The sequence below is a fragment of the Streptomyces sp. AM 2-1-1 genome (assembly GCF_029167645.1).
GTDB lineage: Bacteria > Actinomycetota > Actinomycetes > Streptomycetales > Streptomycetaceae > Streptomyces.
Genome location: NZ_CP119147.1, coordinates 1,397,530 through 1,416,090, shown reverse-complemented (window position 1 = coordinate 1,416,090; position 18,561 = coordinate 1,397,530). Strand labels below are relative to the sequence as shown.

The following is an 18,561-nucleotide window of genomic DNA, read 5'->3' as shown; positions in this document are numbered from 1 at the left end:
GGTCCGGTGTCCCGCCCCGCGCGGGGCGCCGGACGTGCTCGTGTCGCTCGCACCCCGCCCCCTCAGTAGGCCCCGCGGCCGTCGGTGACGGCGCGCACCGTACGGGCCAGCAGGCTCATGTCCGTGGCGAGCGACCAGTTGTCGACGTACCAGAGGTCGAGCGAGACCGACTCCTTCCAGGAGAGGTCCGACCGGCCGCTGACCTGCCAGAGGCCGGTCAGCCCGGGTCTCACCGCGAGCCGTCTGCGCTCGCGGTCGTCGTAGTCGGCCGCTTCCTCGGGCAGCGGAGGTCGCGGGCCCACCAGGGACATGTCACCTCGCAACACGTTGAAGAGCTGGGGGAGTTCGTCGATCGAGGTGCGTCGCAGCATCCGGCCGATCGCGGTCACCCGCGGATCGCGACGGATCTTGAACAGCGGACCGGCCCCTTCGTTGAACACGGTCAGTTCCGCCTTGCGGGACTCGGCGTCGACCACCATCGTCCGGAACTTCCACATGGTGAACGGCCGGTCGTGCCGACCGTGCCTGATCTGCCGGTGGAAGACGGGGCCGCGCGAGGAGAGCCGCACACCCAGGGCCACCGCCAGCAGCAGCGGTGCCAGCAGCAGGAGTCCGCAGACCGCGCCGGACCGGTCCAGCACCGTCTTCAGCGCCGTCTCGGGCCCCCGCCGCAGCGGCGGGGCGACGTGCAGGAGGGTCATCCCGGCGACCGACTCGGGCCGGACCCGGGCGGCGGCGATCCCGGTCAGCGCGGACAGCACGCAGAGCGCCATCCCCCCGTCGTGCACTCCCCACCCGAGCCGGCGCAACCGGTCGCCGCTGAGCAGGGGCCCGGGCGCGACGAGAACCAGGTCCACGTCGTACGCGTACGCCCCCGAGAGCACGGTGGAAACGTCGTCGTCCGCGCCGTCGGCCCCGAGCCGCCCGGTCACCGGCAGCTCGTGCTCCGGTTCCGCCGCACCCACGGACACGGCCGCCACGACGGCGTAACCCTCCCTCTGCGTACGGGAGTCGAGCGCACGCGTCACGGTGTCCACGCCCGAGGCGTCACCGACCACGAGGACCCGCAGGGCCGGGCGGCGGTGCGTGGCGCGGGCCCGCCGAAGTAAGAGCGAGGTCATCGCGGCCGCCACGACCGCGCCGGGCGCGGCGGACACCAGTGCGGCGGTCGGATCGACCGCATGGCCCGCGGCGGCCCACGCGACCGCGAGCAGGCCCACGAAGACGAGCCAGTCCCCGAGGACCTCCGCCGCCCCCGCCGCGGTCCGCGGTGGTCCGGAGGCCCAGCGTCCGCGCACGGTCCGGACACCGGCCCAGACCAGCGCCGCGAGCACCGCGGTGGGCAGGGCCACCGGCTGCTCCCGCGCGGCCAGCACGGCCCACGCGGGAACCGCCATGCCCATGGCCTCGGTCAGGACCACGAGCGGCGGTGTCCGGTGGGCGTCGCGCCGTACGGGAAGAGCGTGATCGGTCAGGTCGCGCTGTGCGGTAGGGGCCCTCCAGAGCTGTTCCAGGGCCGCCGTGCGGTACCGGGACGCCGTGGAGCGGGGGCGTGAGTGACGCCGCAGTCCCACGGGCCCGGTTATGTCAGATTCAGGTGTTTCGACATGCCCCATGAACCCCCCAGTCACAGTTGCATCCCCACAACGCGACGCATCCGTCGATCCCGGGGACCGGCGGATGCGCCATCGCTCGGTGCACGATATCCACACACGTGCTATTTCGCTGGAGTTCCCGTGAAGTTCAGACAGAACGGAGGCTTCCCTGGCGATCCCGGCGGATCGGCGATCCCTCCCCCCGCCGCGGGTCGTCGGACCGGTCGCGCCGGATCGGGCGGAGCCGGCACCGGATCGACCAGGCCTGAGACGGATGAACCGAACTGCCGTGCCTCGTACAGTGTGTGCGCATCCGTACGGGTCAAGTCCGCCCGGAACGACAAAAGTTATTCACGTCACACCGAGGTCCCGACCGGTGACTCGCCGTCGTCGGCGGAGGAGTGGATCCGCCCGGAGACGATTTCGCGAGCGGTCTCGGTCGGGGGCCCCGGTCGGCGGGTGTCCGGATTCCGGGGCGCGGAGTCGTCGAAATCCTCTTTTCGACAGTCGAACACCGAACGAAATTGTTTCGTTCGTGACGCGCCATTGTTTCGACGGCAATACATGCCCCAGGATCTGTCTCAGCGCCGACGAACCACTCGGCACCCCACCCGTGAGGGTGTTATGTGCCCGCATCGCCAGATACGTCCCGACCACACCTCTCTCGCGGACCGGCCGAGAGGCGGAGTCTCCCCTGTCTGTTGCCGAGAGAGTTTCGGCCGGGGTCGGGCGCGAACGCCGGCCGGCGCGGCGCACCCCGGTTCCACCCTGATGAGGAGTTGCACCATGCTGTCCAGACGACTCGCCCTCGCCGTCGCCACGGGTGCCGTGGCCGCCCTGGCCCTCGGTACGGCCGCCCAGGCCGCGCCCGCCCGTCACGGTGGGCACGGGGCGACGCTGCGTACCCTCGCCGAGCGTCCGGACCTGCTCATCGGCACGGCCGTCGACGCGAGCGCGCTGGCCGCCGACGCTCCCTACCGGGCCGGCGTGTCCTCCGAGTTCAGTTCGGTGACGGCGGAGAACGCCATGAAGTGGGAGGTCGTCGAGCCGGCCCGCGGCAGCTACGACTGGTCGCAGGCCGACCGACTGGTCGAGTTCGCCCACCGGCACCACCAGGAGGTGCGCGGTCACACTCTGGTCTGGCACAACCAGCTCCCGGCCTGGCTCACCTCGGGTGTCGCGGACGGCTCGATCGACGCGGCCGGACTCCGCGCCGTCCTGCGCAAGCACATCACCGACGAGGTCCGCCACTTCAAGGGCGAGATCTACCAGTGGGACGTCGTCAACGAGGTCTTCGACGAGGACGGCACCTACCGGGACTCCCTGTGGCTGCGGGAGCTCGGCCCGTCCTACATCTCCGACGCCTTCAGGTGGGCCCACGAGGCCGATCCGAAGGCGAAGCTCTTCCTGAACGACTACAACGTCGAGGGCGTGAACGCCAAGTCCACCGCCTACTACGAGCTGGCGAAGAAGCTCCGCGCCCAGGGCGTCCCGGTCCAGGGGCTCGGCATCCAGGGACACCTGGACATCCAGTACGGCTTCCCGGGCGACGTCGGCGACAACCTGGCCCGCTTCGACGCCCTCGGCATGCAGACCGCGTTCACCGAGATCGACGTGCGGATGACGCTGCCGGCGGACGAGGCGAAGCTGGCGCGCCAGGCCCAGGACTACCGCAGGCTGCTCGACGCCTGCGTCGCCGTCCGCGGCTGCACCTCCTTCACCGTCTGGGGCTTCAGCGACAAGTACTCCTGGGTGCCGGACACCTTCTCCGGCCAGGGTGCCGCGAACATCACGGACGAGAACTTCGTGCGCAAGCCCGCGTACACGGCGCTCGCCGACGGTCTGCGGGCCGCCGCGCGCCGCGCCGGACGGCACTGACCCGCCGGGCCCGGGCCGGGGCGGCCGTACGTCGTCCCGGCCCGCCGCGCCGGCGCCCCCTTGCTTGGCATGTGCATGGCAAGTGCCGTGCCGTGCGACCGTGACCGTCCCCACGGCGGTTTCGTTCCTCCCCGTCCGACCACGGAAGAGAGAAGCAACGATGAGCATCAACGTGTCCGACCCGGGCGGGCGACACCGCTCCCCGCTCCGCGCCTTCGCCCGAAGGGCTCTCGCCCTCGGCGGCGCGGGCCTCGTCTCCGTCACCGGAGTCGTCGCCCTCTCCGGCACCGCGCAGGCCGCCGGAACCCCCCTCGGCGCCGCGGCCGCCGGCCAGGGCCGCTACTTCGGTGCGGCCGTCGCCGCCAACCACCTCGGCGAATCCGGCTACGCGACCACGCTCGACACCGAGTTCAACGCGGTGACGCCGGAGAACGAGATGAAGTGGGACGCCGTCGAGGGCACCCGCAACACCTTCAACTTCTCCAACGCCGACCAGATCGTCAGCCACGCCCAGAGCAAGAACATGAAGGTCCGTGGCCACACGCTGGTCTGGCACTCCCAGCTGCCGAGCTGGGTGGGCGGCCTCGCCGCCGCCGACCTGCGCACCGCCATGAACAACCACATCACCCAGGTGATGACCCACTACAAGGGCAAGATCTACGCCTGGGACGTGGTCAACGAGGCCTTCCAGGACGGCGGCAGCGGCGCGCGGCGCTCCTCGCCCTTCCAGGACAAGCTGGGCAACGGCTTCATCGAGGAGGCGTTCACGACCGCCCGGAGCGTCGATCCGGCCGCGAAGCTCTGCTACAACGACTACAACACCGACGGCGTGAACGCGAAGTCCAACGCCGTCTACAACATGGTCAAGGACTTCAAGACGCGCGGCGTCCCGATCGACTGCGTGGGCTTCCAGAGCCACTTCAACAGCAACTCGCCCGTCCCCTCCGACTACCAGGCCAACCTCCAGCGCTTCGCCGATCTCGGCGTCGACGTGCAGATCACCGAGCTGGACATCGAGGGCTCCGGTTCGGCCCAGGCCACCAACTACGGCAACGTCGTCAAGGCATGCCTCGCCGTGACCCGCTGCACCGGGATCACGGTCTGGGGCATCCCGGACAAGTACTCGTGGCGCGCCAGTGGCACCCCGCTGCTCTTCGACGACAACTACGGCAAGAAGGCGGCCTACACCGCGGTCCTGGCGGCCCTCGGCGGTACGTCCGGCGGGGGGACCGACCCCGGGAACGGCGGGGGAACCGACCCCGGCACGGGGACGAAGAGCTGCACCGCCACCTACGCGGCGACGCAGACCTGGCAGGGCGGCTTCAACGGCCAGGTGACCATCAAGGCGGGCTCCGCCGCGATCACCGGCTGGAGCGTCAAGGTCACCCTCGGAGCCGGCCAGACGACCACCGGGGTCTGGAACGGTACGACCAGCTGGGACAGCACCGGCAAGGTCATGACGATCACCCCGAGCTACAACGGCGCCCTCGCGGCCGGAGCCTCGACCAGCTTCGGGTTCACCGTGCAGGCGAACGGCAACGCCGCGGCCCCCGCCGTGAGCGCCTGCACCGCGTCCTGATCACCGCCGCACGCTCGTCCCCGCACCGGCCTTGAGGCCCCGAGACGGATGCCCGGTCGCCCTTTCCAGAGGGGGGTGGCCGGGCATCTTCGCGTGGGCGCCCCGGCCGTCAGCCGGCCGGGAACGCGGCCGGCTGACGGCCGGCCGGACCGGTGCCGGTCACGGCGGCCATCGGCCGTGAGCCGCCGGATCACGAGGACCGCGGCCGCGGTCGCGAGCACGCCGGCCACCAGGCCGTACGGGGAGAACCCGCCGTGCGCCGGTTCCGTACCGTCCACCACAGGCGCGTACCAGAGGAGGAACGTGACCACCGAGCCGACCGGCAGCAGCGTCTGCACCGGGACGGTCGTGCGGACGGCCGAGTCGGTGCCGCCGGCCGCGGCCAGACGAGCTGCGGCGCGGTCCGCCCCGCGGGATCAGCGCCTGCGCGGCCCTCGCCGCCTTCCGGGCCGGCCGGAAGCCGGCACCCGGCGCACGGCCTCCCGGCTCCGGCGCGGCAGGCGGGCTCCCGGTGCTTCCGTCGCTCGTACCGCTCATGGTGGCCCCCTGGCTCGCTGCCCCGCCCGCCGTCAGTGCGGGAACGTGCGGCAGCGCACTGCCGCGGGGTGGTCGTCCACCAGTGGACCGATCATGGACGAACGGTGTCCGTGCACCTTCCGTACATGCCGGTGCCCGGCCACCCGGCGTGTCGGGGGGCCGGGCAACCGTGCTCCGGGGCGGGGCGGTTCACCGGTCCGTGAGTGTCTCCACCTCGAACGCCGCGTGCAGCCGGCGGGTGTGGTCCACCTTCCGCGCGGGGCCGGTGAGCGTCACCTCGGCGGTGAGGCGCGGGTCCGTGGTGGAGGCGCTGAGCCGCAGCTCCAGTGCGCCCGGCTCCACGACGCGCACGCCGTCGCGGCCCGTGAAGGAGGCGAGGTCGGCCGGGACGCTGACGCGCACCCTCGCCGCCTCGCCCGCGGCCAGCTCGACCCGTACGTATCCGGTCAGGCGCTGCACCGGCTGGACGACCGAGGCGACCGGGTCGTGCAGGTAGAGCTGGACCACCTCGACACCGTCGCGGTCACCCGTGTTCCGTACCGTGCAGGCCAGTTCGGCCGTGCCGTCGGTGGCGATCTCCGTCGAGGCGACGGTGAGGTCCGACCACGCGAACGTCGTGTACGCGAGCCCATGGCCGAAACCGAACGCGGGCGTCGGGTCGATGTTGGAGACCTCGTTCGCCTGACCCAACCGGGCCGCCAGATAGGTCGACGGCTGCGCGTCCGGCTTCTTCGGGACGCTGACGGGAAGCCGCCCGGACGGCGCGACCCGCCCGCTCAGCACGGAGGCGAGGGCGTGGGTGCCCTCCTCGCCGGGGAAGAAGGTCTGCACGACGGCCGCGGCCTCGTCGACCGCGCGGCCGAGCGCGTAGGGACGGCCCGCCAGCAGGGTGACGACGACGGGCGTACCGGTGTCCAGGAGCGCGTCCAGCAGCTGCTGCTGAACGCCCGGCAGGGTGAGGGAGCCGGCGTCGCAGCCCTCGCCGCTGGTACCGCGGCCGAAGAGACCCGCCCGGTCACCCAGGGCAGTGATCACCACGTCCGCGTCGCGGGCGGCCGCGAGCGCCTCACGGAACCCCCCGGTGCCCGGGTCGTCGATGCCGCAGCCGGCCGCGGTGACGATCTCGCTGCCGGGGAACTCCGCCACCAACGCCTCGCGCAGTGTGGGCAGTTCCACTCCCGCGGGAAGGTGCGGGTGCTGGCCGCCGACGTGCACGGGGAAGGAGTAGCAGCCGAGCACGGCGGTGGGCAGGTCGGCGTTGGGGCCGATCAGCGCGATGCGCGCCGGAGCGTTCCCGCCCCCGAGCGGCAGGGTGCCGTCGTTGCGGAGCAGGACGACGGCCTGCTCGGCGATCCGGCGGGCCAGGGCGCGGTTCGCGCCGCTGTCCAGGTCCACGGTGCCGCGCAGTGTCTGCGGGAGGAGTTCGGCGCCGGTGAGCGCAGCAGGAACCGGGTTCCAGTCGGCGTCCAGCAGACCGAGCTGTGCCTTCTGCACCAGGACCCGGCGGGCGGCGCGGTCGATGACGGCCTCGGACACCTGCCCCTCGGCGACGGCGGCCCGGAGCGGCTCGCCGAACGTCTTGACGGTCGGCAGCTCCACGTCGACGCCGGCCAGGAGGGCCGCGACGGCCGCTTCCCCGAAGGTCCCGGCCACACCGTGCAGGGTCTTGAGGAAGGCGATGCCGAAGTAGTCGGCGACCACCGTGCCCTCGAAGCCCCAGGTGTCGCGGAGCAGTCCGGTGAGCAGCTCCCCGTCGGCGGCGGACGGGATGCCGTCCGTGTCGGTGTAGGCGTGCATCACCGAGCGCACGCCGCTCTCGCGCACGGCCATCTCGAACGGCGGCAGGACGACGTCGGCGCGCTCGCGCGGCCCCATGCCGACCGGGGCGAGGTTGCGTCCCGCCCGGGAGGCGGAGTAACCGGCGAAGTGCTTGAGGGTGGCGACGACACCGGCCCGTTCCAGGCCCTTGATGTAGGCCGTGGCGATCGTGCCGACGAGGTAGGGGTCCTCGCCGATGGTCTCCTCCACGCGGCCCCAGCGGGCGTCGCGCACCACGTCGAGTACCGGGGCGAGCCCTTGGTGGACCCCGACCGAGCGCATGTCGCGTCCGATGGCCCCGGCCATCTCACCGATGACCGCCGGATCGAAGGTCGCGCCCCAGGAGAGCGGCACCGGGTACGCGGTCGCGCCCCAGGCGGCGAATCCCGCCAGGCACTCCTCGTGGGCCACGGCCGGGATCCCGAATCGGTTGGCGGCGGTGATCATGCTCTGGGTGCGCAACAGCGAGAGGGCGCCCAGAGCGGGGTCGACCGGGACCGTGCCGAACGGCCGGGTGAGCTGTCCCAGGCCCTCGGGCAGCAGGTCGGCCAGGGGCGGCGGCTCCTCCATGTCGTGCTGGTGCGGGGCGACTTCGTCACCCTGGTCGGAGGCACCCACCCACACTCCGAAGAGCTGGGCGATCTTCTCCTCCAGCGTCATCTCCAGGAGCAGCGCGTCGGCGCGCTCGCCCGGGGTGCGGGACGGGTCCCGCCACAGCGGGAGCGTCACTTCTTCGGCCGTTTCGGTCTGTACGGACACGTGGTCGGTCACTTTCCTCCGACTCCCATCAGCCCTTGGACCAGGGCACGGCGGGCGAACAGATATACGAGCAGGATGGGAAGCATGGACAGCACGACAGCCGCGAGCATCCCCGGCATGTCGACCCCGTGCTCGGTCTGGAAGTCGTAGAGCCCCATGGTGATGACCTTGGAGCCGGCCGACTGCGTCAGGACGAGCGGGAAGAGGAAGCCGTTCCACGCCTGGAGGGCGGAGAAGACGACGATCGTGGAGAGACCGCTCTTGGAGAGCGGCAGCACCAGCTGGAAGAAGACCCGGCGGTGAGTGGCGCCGTCCATCGTCATGGCCTCGTACAGCTCCGGGGTGATGTCGCGCATCACGCCGGTGAGGATGAGGGCGCACACGGGCATCGCGAAGGCGGCCGTCGGCAGGATGATGCCGATGAGGTTGTCGTAGAGCCCCACCTCGCTCATCGCGAAGAACATCGGCACGATGACGGCCTGCGACGGAATGGCGAGCCCCAGCAGGAAGAGACGGAACACCAGTCCGGTCATGCGGCTGCGGCTGCGGACGATCGCGTACGACAGCGGCGCCACGAGCAGCACGACGATCGCCACCACGGAGAGGGTGACGATCACCGTGTTCAGGAAGTACTGACCGAACCCGCTGTTGAAGTCGTCGACGTAGTTGTCGAGGGTGAAGTGCTCGGGCAGTGCGAACGGCCCGTTCGACCCGTAGTCGGCGCGGTTCTGGAAGGTCGCGACCAGCATCACGTAGAGGGGGAGACCCACCACGAGGAGCCAGACGGTGGAGCCGAAGCCGGCGAGGATGTTGGGACGGCGCCTGCTCACATGCCCTCCATGGTGCTGTTCATCTTGTCGTAGCCGGTGAGGCGCACCATCACCAGCGAGATGATCGTGGCGACCAGGATCAGCATCACGCCGATCGCCGAGGCCGCCCCGTAGTCAAAGCTCTTGAAGGCCTTCTGGTACATGTAGTAGGCGCTGATGGTGGTGTCCGTGCCCGGTCCGCCCTGGGTGAGGATCAGCACGGTGTCGAAGGTCGTCAGGCCGCCGACGACCATGAGGATCATCGAGGTGACGACGCTGTTGCGCAGCTGCGGCAGGGTGATGTGGAAGAACTGCCGGTACCGGCCCGCCCCGTCGATCTCCGCCGCCTGGTAGAGCACGCGGGGCACCGAGCGCGCGGCGCCCTGGTAGATCAGCGTGTGCAGCGGGGTGAACTGCCAGGTGCTGACGAAGATGAGCACCCCGATCGCACTGCTCTGCATGCCGAACAGGTTCCCGTCGCCGAACAGCCACTTGGCGTGCGCGGGTACACCGAAGTTGGGGTCGAGCACCGCGCGCCAGAGCACGGAGACGGCCGTGGCCGAGAGCAGCAGCGGGACGAAGTAGATCGCGGACAGCACCGCCCGGTTGCGCTGATGGCCGGCCGCCCACACCCCCAGCAGGATGGAGAGCGGGGTCTGCACGACGACACCCAGGAGGGTGAGCAGCAGGCTGAGCCAGAGGCTCTTGATCATGATCGGGTCGTCGAACAGCTTCTTCCAGTTGTCGAGACCGGCGAACTCGGGGTCGGAGAGTCCGTTCCAGCTCGCGAAGGAGAGGGCGACGACCAGGGCGAGCGGGACGATGGCGAAGAGGCCGAAGAAGACGGCGGCCGGAGCCGCCCAGGCGAAACCGGGGCGGCCGGCGCCTTCACGGGAGCGGCCGGGTCGACGGCCGCTCCGCTCGACCCCTTTGCTGTCCGCGGAGACCGCGGTGGCAGTTGTGGTCATGAGAGGTGTTCCCAGTCGGATGGTGGGGCGCGGTCAGGAGGTGGGCAGTGCCTGCATCGCCTTGATGAAGCCGTCCACGTCGATCCCGCCGTTGAAGAACTGCTGCACCGCGGTCGTCAGGGCCGTGCCGGCGGTCTGCGGGTAGGCCTGGTCCCAGGAGAGCTGGAAGGAGGGCGCGTTCTTGACGAGGTCGTACTGGAAGCGCGCGTAGTCGGGGCTCGCGGCGCCGTCCAGCTGCGCTTCGGTGTTGGTCGTGGTCGGCAGGTTGCCGATGGAGAGCTGCGACTTCACGAACTGGTCGGAGTACTGGAGCTTCAGGAACTCCGCGACCGCCTCCGGGTGCTTGGTCTTCTTCAGCACCGAGTAGAAGTTGTTCGTGTTGCCGACGATGTCGGTCGGGGCGCCCTTGCCACCGTCGACGGCCGGGAAGGCGCTGTAGTCGAGGTCGGACTTGGCGAAGTCCGGCTGCGAGTCCTGCAGCGTCGAGTACTCCCACGAGCCCATCAGCTCGAAGGCGGCCTTGCCGGTGGCGAGCAGGGTGGGCGAGCCGCCGTCGGTGAACTTCACCGAGTCGAAGTTGGTGCCGAAGGCACCGGCGTCGATGAGTTCCTTGAGCTTGTTGAGCGCGGCCTTGCTGTCGTCACTCGCCCAGACGTCCTTGTCGCCCTTGAGCGCGCTCTGGAAGAGCTCGGGGCCCGCGACGCGGTCGTAGAGGTACTCGAACCACATCAGTGTCGGCCACTTGTCGCCGCCGCCGAGGGCGATCGGGGTGACGCCCTTCGACTTGAGGACCTTCGCCGCGTTCACCAGCTCGTCCCAGGTCTTGGGAGCGGTGAGGCCGTTGTCCTTGAGCACCTTGCTGTTGTTGAACATCAGCACCGGCTGCGTCCCGCGCATCGGGATGCCGTACGCCTTGCCGTCCACCACGGTGCTGTTGAACACCGACGGCAGGAAGTTGTCCTTGAGTCCCGGGTCCTTCGCGATGAAGTCGTCCAGCGGGAGGAGCAGCCCGGCGTCCACGAAGGGCTTGATGCTGCCGCCGCCCCAGTTGAAGAAGACGTCGGGGGCCTGCTTGCTGTTGATGATCGTCTGGAGCTTGGCCTGGTAGTCGGCGCCCGGGATCGTGTCCAGGACGGCCTTGACCTTGGACGTCTTGTTGAAGGTGGCGATGAGCTGCTTCTCCACCTTGTTGGTGGCGTCCCCGTAGACCAGTACGTGGATCTTGTCGTCGCCGGACGCGGAATCGTCCCCTCCGCACGCCGACATGGACAGCGCCATGGCCAGGACGGCCCCGCCGACAAGAGCGGTGCGTGGGAGCCGTGTGCGTCGCGTCATGGTCTCGCCCTCTCGAAAATGTTTCGGCTTCATTACCGAAACTTCATGCGTCGGGACGCTAGGGCTCGGCGACGGGAGGGGTCAACCCTCGGGGCTCAAGTTGCTGATTTGTTATCTCTGTTGGCCAATTGTTCGTGCCCTATGCTTCTCACCATGCGCGATGACGAGAACGTGGGCCGCATCACCCTCGCCCAGGTGGCCCAGCAGGCCGGCGTCTCCATTTCGACAGTTTCGAAGGTGCTGAACGGCAGACAGGACGTTGCCGCGCCGACGCGGGTCAAGGTGGAACGTCTGTTGGAGACGCACTCCTACCGGCGGACGACCCGGTCCGCCCGGGAGGCACCGCTGATCGAGCTGGTCTTCCACGAGCTCGACAGCATCTGGGCGATGGAGCTGATCAGGGGCGTGGAGAACGTCGCCAAGCTCCACGGGGCGGGCGTGGTTCTCACCGAGAGCGGCACCCGCCACTCGCCCAGCCCCGAGTGGATCGAGGGAGTGCTCCAGCGACGCCCGCTCGGTGTGGTGCTGGTCTTCTCGGCTCTGCCGGTCGAGTTCAAGCAGCAGCTGCGGTCCCGGTCGATCCCCTTCGTGATCATCGACCCGGCCGGCGACCCCGAACCGGACGTGCCCTCGGTCGGCTCGGCGAACTGGAGCGGCGGCCTCGCCGCGACGCGTCACCTCATCGAGCTGGGGCACCGCCGGATCGGCATCATCACCGGCCCCGAGGACATGATCTGCTCCCTCGCCCGGCTGGACGGCTACCGCTCCGCGATGAGCATGGCCGGACTGGAGACCTCCCCCGACCTGGTGCTCTACGGCGACTTCCACGTCGAGGGGGGCTACGACCGGACGATGGAGCTCCTCGCCCTGCCCGACCCGCCCACCGCGATCTTCGCCGGCAGCGACCTGCAGGCCCTCGGCGTGCTCGAAGCGGCGCGGGTCAGCGGGCTGCGCGTCCCGCACGACCTCTCCGTGGTCGGCTACGACGACGTACCGATCGCCCGCTGGTCCAGCCCCGCCCTGACCACCGTCCACCAGCCGCTGCGGCAGATGGCCGAGGAAGCGGTGCAGATGCTGGTGCGACTGCGCGACGAGGCCCCGATGACCACGCGCCTGGAGCTGGCCACCAGCCTGGTCGTACGCAACAGCACGGCCGCTCCTCGGGGGTGAGGAACGGCCGTGCCGAGGTGGGGGCCGGCGATGGAGGGCCGGGGCGCCGGGACCGGTGATCGTCCTTCGTGCATCCGCCGGCCCGCTCCGAGACGCTGATCCGACAGCGCCGTCCGGGCCCGCGGTGGGCCCGGACCGGGCGTCACACGGCGGTCATCGCGAAACCGTGCCCCGCCGGATCGGCGTAGTGGCGCGTGTCGTTGCGGCCGCCGTTGTCGCGTGCTTCCACCGGAGTGGCTCCGAGCCCGATCGCCTCCCGCTCGGCCTCGTCCATGTCCTCGCGGGCGACCCGTACGAGCACGTGGGCCTGCTGCGCGTCGTCGGGACGGGGCCAACTCGGGGGCGCGTAACCGTGGTCCCGCCGGATCGCCAGATGGACCCCGGCCTCCCCGACGACCTCCACGTAGTCGCCGCCCTGCCCCGGCCTGACCTCGGCGCCCAGCAACCCGGCGTAGAAGTCGGCCAGTTCCATCGGTTCGGCGCTGTCGAGTACGAGCACGAGGGACTTGTGCACTGCCATACGAGGAACCCTTCCGTGGGGTTGCGCCGCAGGACGAGCGGGGAACGGACACGTACGGGGCGCGGGAGCGACTCCCGGTCCCTCGTCCGTCCCGCCGACGGGTCCGCGACACGGGTCACAGGACACCGTGTTCCCCCGCACGGGCGGGACAATCCGATTGCCGGGCCCGCCGCCCCTTCCCCACCCTGTGCTCCATGGAGAAGACATCGCGCACCCCCACCCCCGAGGTCCGCCGCGCCACGGCCGCCGACGTTCCCGCCCTCGTACGGCTCCGGGCCCTGATGCTGGCCGACATGGGGATCCCGGCCGGGCCCGAGGACGCACCCTGGCGGGAGGCGGCAGGGCGGTGGTTCGCCGAACGCCTTGCGGGAGAAGCCGACTTCGCCGCCTTCGTCGTGGAGGAACCGGGGCGCGGCGTCGTCAGCTGCGCGGTCGGCACCTGCGACCACCACGCCCCCGGGCCCACCAGCCCCAGCGGCCTGCGCGGACACGTCTCGAACGTCGCGACCGAACACGCCGCCCGCCACCAGGGGTATGCGCGCGCCTGCACCGAAGCGCTGCTGCGCTGGTTCGCCGAGGAGACGGAGGTGTCCGCGGTGGACCTCCACGCGACTGCGGACGGCACGCACCTCTACGAAACCCTCGGATTCCGGGCACCCCGCTTCCCCGCCCTGCAGATCCGGCTGGGCACTCCGTAGGGCGCGACATTTTCGGACCCGACCAGGCGTCTGCGGGGACGCGTTCTGGGAAGGATCCGCGTATGGCATCGATGAGGCGTGTGGCTCTTGCTCCCCGTGCGTTGAGGCAGTTGCGACGAGTTCGCTCCGTCTACCTGGTCGGCGCGCTGCTGTCGCTGCTCGGCCTGCTCACCCAGGAGCCGGGCCGCGCGACGGCGGACGGCCGGCAAGCGGCGATCGCGGTGGTGCTCCTGGGGGTGTTCACCGTGCTGCTCGGCGTGACCGTCGTGCAGCTCTGGCGCCACGGGCGCACCGCGCACTGCAGCACCGCACGGAAGCTGACGCGCTCCTTCTGAGCCGGCGACCGCTCCGCCGGGACACCGGCGCGCTCCGCCGAAGAGCCGGCCTCGTACGGGCCGAGGCCCCCGGCCCGTACGAGGTCTTCGCGCGCCCCCGTACGTGGGCCACGCCCCCGCGCGGGGCCCCCGCCCCTTCGCACGTGCGGGGCCGTGAGGGCCCCGCACGCCCGCCGGGACTCAGACGCGTTCCCGGGCCACGCCGTCGTCGGTGTCGGTGTCGCTGTCGTCGTGGGAGCTGTCGGTACGGGTGCGGGTGCCGGTGCCGTTGGAGCTGTCGCTGTCGCTGTCGCTGTCGCTGTCGTTGCGGTGAAGACCGTCCCCGGACTCCGGGGCGTCCGGGTCCGTCCCGTTCTCCCGGTCGAGATGTGCGGTGATCGGTGCGGCCGAGGCTCCGTGCAGGACGACGGAGACGAGGACGGTGAAGACCACGATCGCCCACAACTCGTCCTCGTACGGGCCGAACTCGCCCCGCCCACAGGCATAGGCGAGATAGAAGAACGAGCCGATGCCCCGGATGCCGAGGAACGAGGTGACCAGTCGCTCCTTGCGGGCGGCCGGCCCCCGCACCAGCGCGAGCCAGGAGGTCAGCGGCCGTATCAACAGGTGGAGCAGCAGCCCCGTGGCGGCCCCCCGCCAGGTCAGGTGGGAGAGGGCGCCCGTCGCGATGAAGGCGCCCGTCGCGAAGAGGAGCACCGCCATCAGCAGCCGTTCTATCTGCTCGATGAACTCGTGCAGCACCTGGTGGTACTGGTGGCCCCGCTCACGGCTGCGCAGGGTGCAGGCCGCCGCGAAGACCGCAAGGAACCCGTACCCGTGCAGGGATTCGGCCAGACCGTACGAGGTGAGGGTCACCGCCAGCGCGACGAAACCCTCGCCGTGTTCCGCGAGACGCAGCGGCTTCGCGCCGGCGTGGAAGAGCACACGCCCGAGCAGCAGCCCCGTCCCCACACCCACCGCCACCCCGACCGCGAGCCGGACGAGCACGTCGCTCCACGCCCAGTGCGCGAGCCACTCCGTCGACCACGCCTCGCCCGTCGCGCCGAGTGCGAGAGCGCCGAGGACGAACGGGAACGCGAGCCCGTCGTTGAGCCCCGCCTCACTGGTGAGCGCGAAACGCACCTCGTCCTCGTCGTCCTCGTCGTCGGTCGGCTCACCCACACGCACCTCGGAGGCGAGGACGGGGTCGGTGGGCGCCAGCACCGCCGCCAGCAGGAGCGCCACGTACGGCGGCCAGTCCAGCAGCAGGTACGCCACCAGTGCGGTGGCACCGATGGCGAGCGGCATCGCCACGCCGAGCAGCCGCCAGGTGGTGCGCCACGTCCGCCATCCGAACGGGCGGTTGATCGCGAGTCCCGCACCCATCAGGGACGCGATCACGCAGAGTTCGGTGAGGTGCTCCGCCCACGCCCGGTGCTCCGTCGGGTTCACCTCGGGCAGGGGGAGGGGAAGCGGCAGCGCGTACACGAGCAGCCCGGACGCGAGGAAGACCATGGGTGGGGAGACGGGCCGGCGTGACAACAGCCGGGGAAGCACCGCCGCGAGGAGCGCCCCCAACCCGAGACATCCGTACACCGCTCCGGTGGTGGTGATGGCCACGTCCGGCTGCTCCGTCCTGTCGATCGTGCTGGTCTGCGCCGTCTACCCCGGCGCGGAGCGTGTAGCGGATGTGCGGCGGAGCGACCGCGAACCCGGTCGTCGGGGCGGGCGTGGCGGGCGGGCGGCCCACGCGGTGAAGTCCGCTCACCCGCCGGCCGGATGAGCGGGGCGAACGGCGGACACGGGGGAGTGAATGACCACCGCTCCCGGAGACGTGCGGGTGACTCGGCTGTTTGAGTGCGGAAGGTCGCCGATCACCGTCCCGGGAGAGCCACGTGTTCCACACCACGACGACGCCGTCCGCCCCGCGGGAACAGGAGGGCCCCGTCGGCGGACGCGGGCGTGTCCTCGTCCGCTCCCGCCGTGCGGCACTCGGTGCGCTGGCCGCCCTGACGCTCGCGGCCGCCGTGCCGGTGCCGGCTTCTCCCGCGCCCGAGCCCGTGCGGTGGGCGGCCCTCGGCGACTCGACCACGGCCGGCCTCATCGTCGGCGAGCCCACCCCGGCGCTCGGCAGCCCGGACCGGGACGGCTGCGACCGCACCACCGGGGCGTACCCGGCCCTCGTACGGGCCGGGCTGACCACCCGCCCGCCGCACGGCCGGCCGGTGGAACTGACCGACGTCAGCTGCGGGGGCGCCACCGTCCAGGACATCACCACCACCCGACAGATCCCCACCGGCCCGGTGCGGGCACCCGCCGGAGGCTGGCCGAGCGTCGCCGCCCAGACCGTACGCGCCGGGCTGGACGCGGACACCGACGTCGTCACGATCGGGGTGGGCGGCAACAGCGTGCCCTTCAGTCCGATGCTCGTCACCTGCCTGGTCGGCGGAGCCGGCCTGCCGGACGTCGCCGCCCCGTGCCGCGACGCCCACCGGCACCGTGCACCGGTCCCCGCGGGGGAACCGACGGAGCCGAGCGGCGGCCCGGTGACGACCGGCGGCCCCGTCACGACCGGCGGCCAGGAACCGATCGCCGACACGTACGAGCGGATCGCCCAGGAGTACGCCGCCATGCTGGCCGACGTGCACCGGCAAGCACCCGGCGCCGAGGTCATCACCGTCGGCTACCCCCTGATCTTCCCCGCCGACCCCGGCCCCTGCGACCGTCGGGACCCCTCCGAGCTGGCCGCCCGGATCGACCCTCTCGGCACGGTCTCGGTCACCCATGAGGACATCGCCTGGCTGCACGAGGTGAACGTCGGCCTCAACGCCGTCATCCGGACCGTCACGGAGCTGAGCGGTGACACCTTCGTGGACAGCGCCGCCGGGGGCGAGGGCCACGACGCGTGCAGCCCCCGGGCCGAGAAATGGGTGGAAGGCATCTGCGGCGAGGCGGCCCCGTACTGGCCCCGCCGGCTCGCCCTCGGCACTTACACCCTGACGTGTCCCGTCGGAGCGCGGGCCACGCTCGTGCACCCCAACGCCGCCGGCCACGCCCGCACCGCCCGCCTGGTCGAAGCAGCGATCCGCGCAGCACTGGACTGACCGGCCCGGCCCGACCCGACCCCGTCCGCGGGCGGGTGACCGTGCGCCGAGAGGCGGCCGTCCGAGGGGTGATGACCCGTCAGCGGGCCGCTCCCCGTTGTCAGACCCTCCCCCTAGGTTGGAGACATCACTCGGGGAGTTCCGAAGGGGGAGTGGCAGCGTGTCCGCCAACAAGATCCGGCACAAGGTGAACCACGTCGCGCTGGTCGTGGACAGTTCGGGCTCCATGCGCCCGCACGAGGGGCAGCTCATCCGTGTCGTGGACGAGTTCGTGGCGGGTCTGAAGGCCGAGTCGGACAGCCTCGGCCACGAGACCCGGATCAGCCTCTACTCCTTCGACCACAGGGTGGAGAACCTGGTCTGGGACATGGACGTGAAGCACCTGCCGTCCATGCGCGGGCTGTACAAGGTCAACAACGGCGCCACCGCCCTCATCGAAGCCTCACTGAAGTCCCTGGACGACCTCGGGCACATCTGGGAGGAGTACGGCGAGCACAGCTTCCTGCAGATCGTGGTGACGGACGGCGAGGAGAACGCCTCCGGTGGTGACCGGCGGCACGACGGCGACATGACCATCCTCGGCCCCTGGCTGAAGCGCATCTCGTCGACGATGGGCGGCCTTCCGGGCCACTGGACCTCCGCCATCCTCGTGCCGAACTCCCTGGCCAAGCGCACCGCCCAGAACTACGGCTTCCCGGCCGGCAACATCGCCATCTGGGACGCCGATTCCACCGAAGGCGTCGAAGAGGCGATCGGCACCGTGCGTGCCGCCGCCACCAGCTTCCTCCGGGGCCGCGAGCAGGGCGTGCGCGGTACGAAGAACCTCTTCGCGGTGGGTCAGGACATATCGGTCGACGAGGTGCGGGCGAAGCTGGAGCCGATCGCGGCCGACAAGTACCGGCTCCTCAAGGTCGACAAAGAGACCGAGATCAGGCCCTTCGTCGACTCGCACCCCGGCGTCTCCTACCGACGCGGTTCCTGTTACTACCAGTTGGGCGCCCGCGTCACCGTCCAGCCGGACAAGGAGGTCATCGTGGTCGAGAAGGACACCGACCGCGCCTACACGGGGGACGCGGCCCGCAGCCTGCTCTTCGGCTCAGGTGTCCGCGGCACCGTCTCCGTGAAGGCGGGCAACAACCCCCGGCTGGAGGTGTACGTGCAGAGCCGCTCGGTGAACCGCAAGCTCAAGGCGGGTACCCGTCTGCTCATCATGTTGTGAGCCCCGGCGGGTGGCGAGGCGCGGCGGGAGGGGCCGCGCGGCCGGCCGCCCCGGCGGGACGGACCTCCTGACAGCCCACCGGTGCCGGTCCCGTCGCGCGGTGCGCACGGGCGGGTCGCCGAGATCCCGGCCACATGCGGGAGCGGACGACCGGAAGATCGTCCGGCGAGGCCGGAACACCCGTGCCCTGCTCCGGGCAGCTCCCACCAGGGTCGAAGCGTTCGCCCCGGGAGTCCTTCCGCCCGACGCGTCCCGGCC

General features: G+C 71.1%; 14 protein-coding genes. 7 read left to right on the top strand and 7 right to left on the bottom strand.

What is annotated here, in order from left to right; genetic code table 11:
* Nucleotides 1–62: 62 nt before the first annotated feature.
* On the bottom strand, nucleotides 63–1,574 hold the full coding sequence (locus PZB77_RS05940; protein ID WP_275491506.1) for an exopolysaccharide biosynthesis polyprenyl glycosylphosphotransferase: 1,512 nt from the start codon (nucleotides 1,572–1,574) through the stop codon (nucleotides 63–65).
* A gap of 807 nt (nucleotides 1,575–2,381) precedes the next feature.
* On the opposite strand from PZB77_RS05940, the gene PZB77_RS05935 reads away from it, so the two are divergent.
* Together PZB77_RS05935 and PZB77_RS05930 are read left to right on the top strand one after the other, a co-directional pair.
* Complete coding sequence (locus tag PZB77_RS05935) at nucleotides 2,382–3,473, top strand: endo-1,4-beta-xylanase (RefSeq protein WP_275491505.1); 1,092 nt, start codon at nucleotides 2,382–2,384, stop codon at nucleotides 3,471–3,473.
* Nucleotides 3,474–3,633: 160 nt separating this feature from the next.
* Nucleotides 3,634–5,052 carry an endo-1,4-beta-xylanase gene (locus tag PZB77_RS05930; RefSeq protein WP_275491504.1) on the top strand — a complete coding sequence of 473 codons (1,419 nt, stop codon included), beginning with the start codon at nucleotides 3,634–3,636 and terminating at the stop codon, nucleotides 5,050–5,052.
* 726 nt (nucleotides 5,053–5,778) lie between these two features.
* On the opposite strand, the gene PZB77_RS05925 is transcribed toward PZB77_RS05930, so the two are convergent.
* The 4 genes from PZB77_RS05925 to PZB77_RS05910 are packed head-to-tail and all read right to left on the bottom strand — an operon-like array spanning nucleotide 5,779 to nucleotide 11,278.
* The gene (locus PZB77_RS05925) at nucleotides 5,779–8,178 is read right to left on the bottom strand and encodes a glycoside hydrolase family 3 N-terminal domain-containing protein (RefSeq protein ID WP_275491503.1); all 2,400 of its coding nucleotides are present in this window, start codon (nucleotides 8,176–8,178) and stop codon (nucleotides 5,779–5,781) included.
* On the bottom strand, nucleotides 8,175–8,996 hold the full coding sequence (locus PZB77_RS05920; protein ID WP_275491502.1) for a carbohydrate ABC transporter permease: 822 nt from the start codon (nucleotides 8,994–8,996) through the stop codon (nucleotides 8,175–8,177). The genes PZB77_RS05925 and PZB77_RS05920 overlap by 4 nt, the downstream gene beginning before the upstream one ends.
* On the bottom strand, nucleotides 8,993–9,943 hold the full coding sequence (locus tag PZB77_RS05915) for a sugar ABC transporter permease (RefSeq protein ID WP_275491501.1): 951 nt from the start codon (nucleotides 9,941–9,943) through the stop codon (nucleotides 8,993–8,995). Before PZB77_RS05915 ends, PZB77_RS05920 begins: the two co-directional genes overlap by 4 nt.
* 33 nt (nucleotides 9,944–9,976) lie before the next feature.
* A complete protein-coding gene (locus PZB77_RS05910) occupies nucleotides 9,977–11,278 on the bottom strand; it encodes an extracellular solute-binding protein (RefSeq protein WP_275491500.1) in 1,302 nt (433 codons plus the stop codon).
* A 141-nt stretch (nucleotides 11,279–11,419) separates the two neighbouring features.
* Between PZB77_RS05910 and PZB77_RS05905 the strand changes: the two genes are divergently transcribed.
* On the top strand, nucleotides 11,420–12,448 hold the full coding sequence (locus tag PZB77_RS05905) for a LacI family DNA-binding transcriptional regulator (RefSeq protein ID WP_275491499.1): 1,029 nt from the start codon (nucleotides 11,420–11,422) through the stop codon (nucleotides 12,446–12,448).
* A gap of 142 nt (nucleotides 12,449–12,590) precedes the next feature.
* Here the strand turns inward: PZB77_RS05905 and PZB77_RS05900 are convergent, their stop codons facing one another.
* Nucleotides 12,591–12,968 (bottom strand): VOC family protein, encoded by a 378-nt coding sequence (locus PZB77_RS05900; protein WP_275491497.1) that lies wholly within the window; start codon nucleotides 12,966–12,968, stop codon nucleotides 12,591–12,593.
* A gap of 194 nt (nucleotides 12,969–13,162) precedes the next feature.
* Between PZB77_RS05900 and PZB77_RS05895 the strand changes: the two genes are divergently transcribed.
* Both PZB77_RS05895 and PZB77_RS05890 read left to right on the top strand, forming a co-directional pair.
* Nucleotides 13,163–13,666, top strand: a complete 504-nt coding sequence (locus PZB77_RS05895; RefSeq protein ID WP_275491496.1) for a GNAT family N-acetyltransferase — start codon at nucleotides 13,163–13,165, stop codon at nucleotides 13,664–13,666.
* 62 nt (nucleotides 13,667–13,728) lie between these two features.
* Complete coding sequence (locus PZB77_RS05890; protein WP_275491495.1) at nucleotides 13,729–14,001, top strand: hypothetical protein; 273 nt, start codon at nucleotides 13,729–13,731, stop codon at nucleotides 13,999–14,001.
* 180 nt (nucleotides 14,002–14,181) lie between these two features.
* Here PZB77_RS05890 and PZB77_RS05885 read toward each other — a convergent pair whose 3' ends face one another.
* A complete protein-coding gene (locus PZB77_RS05885) occupies nucleotides 14,182–15,600 on the bottom strand; it encodes a cation:proton antiporter (RefSeq protein WP_275491494.1) in 1,419 nt (472 codons plus the stop codon).
* A gap of 275 nt (nucleotides 15,601–15,875) precedes the next feature.
* On the opposite strand from PZB77_RS05885, the gene PZB77_RS05880 reads away from it, so the two are divergent.
* Nucleotides 15,876–17,084: an SGNH/GDSL hydrolase family protein gene (locus tag PZB77_RS05880; RefSeq protein ID WP_275491493.1), complete on the top strand. Its 1,209-nt coding sequence runs from the start codon at nucleotides 15,876–15,878 to the stop codon at nucleotides 17,082–17,084.
* A 160-nt stretch (nucleotides 17,085–17,244) separates the two neighbouring features.
* Nucleotides 17,245–18,303 carry a vWA domain-containing protein gene (locus tag PZB77_RS05875; RefSeq protein ID WP_275491492.1) on the top strand — a complete coding sequence of 353 codons (1,059 nt, stop codon included), beginning with the start codon at nucleotides 17,245–17,247 and terminating at the stop codon, nucleotides 18,301–18,303.
* Nucleotides 18,304–18,561: the final 258 nt, after the last annotated feature.